5 protein-coding genes are annotated in these 5,651 nt (G+C 71.0%); 3 read left to right on the top strand and 2 right to left on the bottom strand.

All coding sequences use genetic code 11. From position 1 onward, the window contains the following. Together WMI84_RS16590 and WMI84_RS16585 are read right to left on the bottom strand one after the other, a co-directional pair. Positions 1-749 (bottom strand): FAD-dependent monooxygenase (locus WMI84_RS16590; protein ID WP_347354883.1); only part of this gene is annotated, 749 nt, incomplete at its 3' end. Between the two features lie 24 nt (positions 750-773). Beyond that, positions 774-2,177 carry an MFS transporter gene (locus WMI84_RS16585; protein WP_347354882.1) on the bottom strand — a complete coding sequence of 468 codons (1,404 nt, stop codon included), beginning with the start codon at positions 2,175-2,177 and terminating at the stop codon, positions 774-776. A 242-nt stretch (positions 2,178-2,419) separates the two neighbouring features. Here WMI84_RS16585 and WMI84_RS16580 point away from each other — a divergent pair, with 242 nt between their 5' ends. From WMI84_RS16580 to WMI84_RS16570, 3 genes are all read left to right on the top strand, one after another. Continuing rightward, complete coding sequence (locus tag WMI84_RS16580; RefSeq protein ID WP_347354881.1) at positions 2,420-3,925, top strand: fumarylacetoacetate hydrolase family protein; 1,506 nt, start codon at positions 2,420-2,422, stop codon at positions 3,923-3,925. Next, positions 3,922-4,626, top strand: coding sequence for a GntR family transcriptional regulator (locus WMI84_RS16575; protein WP_347354880.1), 705 nt, complete (start codon positions 3,922-3,924; stop codon positions 4,624-4,626). Before WMI84_RS16580 ends, WMI84_RS16575 begins: the two co-directional genes overlap by 4 nt. A 27-nt stretch (positions 4,627-4,653) precedes the next feature. Continuing rightward, on the top strand, positions 4,654-5,651 hold a 998-nt coding region (locus WMI84_RS16570), incomplete at its 3' end, for an aldehyde dehydrogenase family protein (protein WP_347354879.1).

Below are 5,651 nucleotides of genomic sequence, written 5' to 3'. Positions count from 1 at the left end.
GACTGGATCGCGCACTTGGTGCGGATGTCGGGGAAGTCGGTGACGGCCAGCACGTCCATGACCGACCAGGCGTGCATGGCCTGGTTGCCGGTCATGGTGCGTCCGATCGAGTCGCGCACCAGGCTGCGGGCGCCGTCGCACCCGACCACGTACTTGGCCCGGACCTTCCGTTCGGTGCCCTCGCGCGGGCCTGCGGTATGCCGCAGGGTGACCTGCACGGGGTGCTCGCCGTCGCCGATCGTGAGCCCGACGAACTCCAGGCCGTAGTCGGGCGTCGTGCGCGTCGGCGCGTTCGCCGCGACCTCGGCGAAGTAGTCGAGCACGCGGGCCTGGTTGACGATCAGGTGGGGGAACTCGCTGATGTGGTGCTCGTCGTCGACGGTCCGCGAGGTGCGGATGATGTTGTCCAGGTTGTCCGGGTCGGGGGTCCAGAAGTTCATCGCGGTGATCCGGTAGGCCTCGGCGATGATCTGCTCGGCGAAGCCGAACGCCTGGAAGGTCTCGACGCTGCGGGCCTGGATGCCGTCGGCCTGCCCGATCTCCAACCGGCCGGCGCGGCGCTCGATGACCCGCGTGGTGATGCTGGGGAACTGCGCGAGCTGGGCGGCCAGCAGCATGCCGGCGGGGCCGCTGCCGACGATCAGGACGTCGACCTCGTCCGGGAGCTCGGCCGGGCGGTCGACACCGGTGCCCGCGACGGGGCGCACGCGTGGATCCGCGGAAACGTAACCGTGGTGGTGGAACTGCATCATGTGTGTCTACCTTCCGTTCCGTCAGTTGGCCGCGGCGCTGGGGTACGCCCCTGGTTGTCCTACGAAGTATCCCTGCGCCTGCTCGGCCTCGTGGTCCGGGCCGAGCGGGATCCCGGTGCGGTCGCGCAGCAGCAGGGTCGCGACGAGCCCGACCACGGTCATCCCGGCCAGGTACCACGTGACCGCGCCGGTGCCGCCGGTCGCCTGGACCAGCGCCTGGGCGATGGTCGGGGCGAACGCGCCGCCGAGGATGGCGCCGAGGGCGTAGGAGATCGACACGCCGGAGAACCGGATGCTGGCCGGGAACAGCTCGCTGTAGAGCGCGGACTGCGGGCCGTAGGTCAGGCCGAGTCCGATGGTGAGGAGCGCCAGGCCGGCGAAGAGCAGCCCGACGCTGCCGGTGTTGACGAGGGGGAAGAGGGTGAAGACGCCCGCCAGCTGCAGGATCCAGCCGAGCACGTAGGTGCGGCGACGCCCGATGTGGTCGGACACCCATCCGCCGGCGAAGGTCGCGATGAGCCAGGTGACGGCCGAGCCGGTGACGGCCCACAGGACGGGGCCCCGGTCCAGGGCGATGGGGCCGTGCGGGTCCGTGGCGTAGCGCTGGATGTAGCCGCCGGTGGTCATGTAGCCGACCGCGTTGTTGCCGGCGAAGACGAGGGCGGCGACGATCACGAGCGGGGTGTGCTTGCGGAACAGCTCGACGATCGGCGTCTCGGCCTGGTGCTTGCGCTCGGCGATCTCGGCGAAGACGGGGCTCTCCTCGACACGCCGCCGGATGTAGTAGCCGACCCCGATCAGCACGATGGAGAACAGGAACGGGACCCGCCAGCCCCAGGCGTGGAACGCGTCACCCGGCGCGACAACTGCCATCAACGCCATCACCCCGGAGGCGAGCAGCAGGCCCAGCGGGACGCCGATCTGCGGGGCGGCGCCGAAGAGGCCACGCTTGCGGGTCGGGGCGTGCTCGACGGCGAGCAGCGCTGCGCCGCCCCATTCACCGCCGGCCGAGACGCCCTGCACCATCCGCAGCAGGATCAGCAGGACGGGCGCCCAGACGCCGATCGACTCGTGGGTGGGCAGCACGCCGACCAGTGTCGTGGCCACGCCCATGAGGATCAGGGTGAGCATGAGGACGAGCCGCCGGCCGTACCTGTCGCCGAGGTGGCCGGCGAGGAAGGCGCCGATCGGCCGGAACAGGAAGCTGATCCCGACGGTGATGAAGGAGAGGATCTGCGCGAACTGTGGTCCGGCGGGGGCGAAGAACAGGTCACCGAAGACCAGACCCGCGGCCGTGGCGTAGATGAAGAAGTCGTACCACTCGACCGTGGTGCCGACCACTGTGGCCAGCATGACCCGGCGCTGCTCGCGGGGGGTGCTCGGGGTGTCGTGGGAGGCGGTGCCCGGCGGATACGTGATGCTCATTGGTGTGCTGACTCCTGTGTCGCTTCGACGTCCTTGTCTGTCTCGGAGCGTCCGCAGCGCCCGTGTCGACCGTGGGGTGGGCCGGTGCGGGGAGGCCACGGTGGATCGAGCCGTCGTGTTCTACCTGGGCTTGACCACCGGGGCAGGGCCACCGGGGCTGGGCAACTGCTGGGGCGGGGTACTTGCTCCGATATCCAAGATCGTATACGGTATTGTCATACGACGCAAGAGCAAGGAGGCTCATGAGCACTCAGACGGTTAGCGCAGATCCCCGATTCGCCGGCCTGCCCGGCCGCCCCGGCAAGATCGTTGCGGTCCACCTGAGCTATGCATCCCGGGCGGACCAGCGCGGGCGCAGACCTGCCGCACCCTCCTACTTCTTCAAGCCGTCCAGCTCGGTGGCCGCCTCGGGCGGCGCCATCGGACGCCCCGCGGGCACGGAGCTGCTGGCCTTCGAGGGCGAGATCGCGCTCGTGATCGGTGAGCCCGCCCGGCGGGTGCCCCTCGCCGACGCCTGGGAGCACGTGGCCTGGGTGACCGCCGCCAACGACTTCGGCCTCTACGACCTGCGCGCCAACGACAAGGGCTCGAACGTCCGCTCCAAGGGCGGCGACGGGTTCACCCCGATCGGCCCGAGCCTCGTCGACGCGCGCACCGTCGACCCCGGCGCGCTCCGGCTTCGCACCTGGGTCAACGGCTCGCTCGTCCAGGACGACACGACGGCCGGGCTGATCTTCCCGCTCGCCCAGTTCGTGGCCGACCTGTCCCAGCACTTCACGCTCGAGCCGGGTGACGTCATCCTCACCGGCACCCCCGCCGGCTCGTCGGTCGTCGTCCCCGGAGACGTCGTCGAGGTCGAGGTCGACCACCCGGGCACGGGAGCGAGCTCAGGCCGGCTGGTCACCACCGTGACCGCCGAGGAGGGCGGCGGCTACGACGCGTCGGTCGGGTCCCTGCCGGCGGTCGACGACGCACAGCGCATCGCGGCCTGGGGTTCGCGGGCGGCGGCCGGGCTGCCGGAGACGGACGAGCCCGGCACCGCGACGCTGAGTGCGGCTCTGCGCAGCAAGCTCGCGAGCATCCCGGTGGCGAGCCTGTCCTCGCAGCTGCGCCGCCGCGGGCTGAACAACGTCTCGATCGACGGCGTGCGGGCCCTGCCGGGTTCGGGCAAGCTGGTCGGCACCGCGAGGACCCTGCGGTTCGTGCCGAACCGGGAGGACCTGTTCCAGACCCACGGTGGTGGGCACAACGCCCAGAAGGCTGCCTTCGACGCGGTCGGCGAGGGCGAGGTGATCGTCATCGAGGCACGCGGCGAGCAGGGTGCCGGCACGCTCGGCGACGTCCTGGCCATCCGCGCCCGCGTGCGAGGGGCGGCCGGCATCGTCACCGATGGAGCAGTCCGCGACCACGACCCGGTCGTGGCCGCCGGCCTGCCGGTCTACTCCGCGGGAGCGCACCCCGCCGTCCTGGGCCGCAAGCACGTCCCGTGGGACACCGACCTCACGATCAGCTGCGGCGGGGCCACCGTGCAGCCGGGTGACATCATCGTCGGCGACGCCGACGGCGTCATCGTCATCCCGCCGGCCCTTGCCGAGGAGGTCGCCGACGCCGCGCTGGCCCAGGAGCAGTCGGACGGCTGGGTAGTGCAGCGCGTCGCCGAGGGTCACCCCCTCGAGGGGCTGTTCCCGATGAACGCGCACTGGCGGGCCCGGTACGATGCCGAACACGGTGGAGGGGAGTCGACATGAGCACACCGACGACGCACCCGGAGGCCGACCTCGGGCTGAGCAAGTCGGCCCGGGCCCACGCCTGGATCAGGCAGCGCATCGCCGACCGGGACTTCACTCCCGGCTACCGACTCGTCCTGTCCACGATCGCGAGCCAGCTCGACATGAGCGTCGTGCCCGTCCGTGAGGCGATCCGACAGCTGGAGGCCGAGGGCCTCGTCACCTTCGAGCGCAACGTCGGCGCCCGTGTGTCGATGGTCGACGACGTGCAGTACACCTACAGCATGCAGGCCCTGGCCGTGCTCGAGGGGGCCGCGACGGCCCTGGCCGCGCGGGGCGTCACCGCCGACGACCTGGCGGCGGCCCGCCGGATCAACGAGCGCATGGTCACCCAGCTCGAGTACTTCGACCCACGCGCCTTCACCGCGCTGAACCAGAGCTTCCACGCCCGGCTCTTCACCCGCTGTCCCAACCCCCGGCTGCTCGAGCTGGTCGAGGCGGAGTGGGTCCGGCTCGGTGGGCTGCGCAGCTCGACCTTCTCCTTCGTGCCGGAACGGGCCTACGAGTCGGTGCGCGAGCACGAGCAGATCCTGTGTCTCATCGAGGCGTCGGCGCCACTCGAGGAGATCGAGCACGCCGCCCGCCGGCATCGCTCCGCGACGCTGCGGGCCTACCTGTCGCACGAACCCGACCACGAGGCTGCCGGCCTCCCGATCATCTGACCCCACCCCCGAACCCGGAGAGAACCCATGACCGACACCACCACGATCACCGACCGCAGGCCCAGCGACCTGCCCGAGCGCATCCAGCACTACATCGACGGAGCGTTCGTCGACTCCCTCGACGGGGACACCTTCGACGTGCTCGACCCGGTCACCAACGAGACCTACGTGCAGGCCGCCTCGGGCAAGAAGGCGGACATCGACCGGGCCGTCGCCGCGGCCCGGCGGGCCTTCGACGAGGGGCCGTGGCCCCGGATGCTGCCGCGCGAGCGCTCCCGCGTGCTGCACCGCATCGCCGACATCGTCGAGTCGCGCGATGCCCGTCTGGCCGAGCTCGAGTCGTTCGACTCCGGGCTGCCGATCACCCAGGCGCTCGGGCAGGCCCGGCGCGCCGCCGAGAACTTCCGGTTCTTCGCCGACCTGATCGTCGCGCAGGCCGACGACACCTACAAGGTGCCCGGCCGTCAGGTCAACTACGTCAACCGCAAGCCGATCGGCGTCGCGGGCCTGATCACCCCGTGGAACACCCCGTTCATGCTCGAGTCGTGGAAGCTCGGGCCGGCCCTGGCCACCGGCAACACGGTCGTGCTCAAGCCGGCCGAGTTCACCCCGTTGTCCGCCTCGCTGTGGGCCGGGATCTTCGAGGAGGCGGGCCTGCCGCAGGGCGTGTTCAACCTGGTCAACGGGCTCGGCGAGCACGCCGGCGACGCCCTGGTCAAGCACCCCGACGTGCCACTGATCTCCTTCACCGGCGAGAGCAGCACCGGCCAGCTCATCTTCGGCAACGCCGCCCCCTTCCTGAAGGGCCTGTCCATGGAGCTGGGCGGCAAGAGCCCGGCCGTGGTGTTCGCCGACGCCGACCTCGATGCCGCCGTCGACGCCACGATCTTCGGGGTCTTCTCCCTCAACGGCGAGCGCTGCACCGCCGGTAGCCGCATCCTGGTCCACCGCGACGTCTACGACGAGTTCGTGCAGCGGTATGCCGCCCAGGCCAAGCGGGTCGTCGTCGGCTACCCGAACGACCC

The sequence above is a fragment of the Intrasporangium sp. genome (genome assembly GCF_039812505.1).
GTDB lineage: Bacteria > Actinomycetota > Actinomycetes > Actinomycetales > Dermatophilaceae > Intrasporangium_A.
The sequence above is the reverse complement of the archived record's forward strand: the minus strand, read 5'-3'. Positions and strand labels throughout refer to the sequence as shown.

Excerpts from the sequence above, each read along its gene's own strand:
- WMI84_RS16585 (WP_347354882.1), bottom strand. The coding sequence starts at position 2,177 with ATGAGCATCACGTATCCGCCGGGCACCGCCTCCCACGACACCCCGAGC.
- WMI84_RS16580 (WP_347354881.1), top strand. The coding sequence starts at position 2,420 with ATGAGCACTCAGACGGTTAGCGCAGATCCCCGATTCGCCGGCCTGCCC.
- WMI84_RS16575 (WP_347354880.1), top strand. The coding sequence starts at position 3,922 with ATGAGCACACCGACGACGCACCCGGAGGCCGACCTCGGGCTGAGCAAG.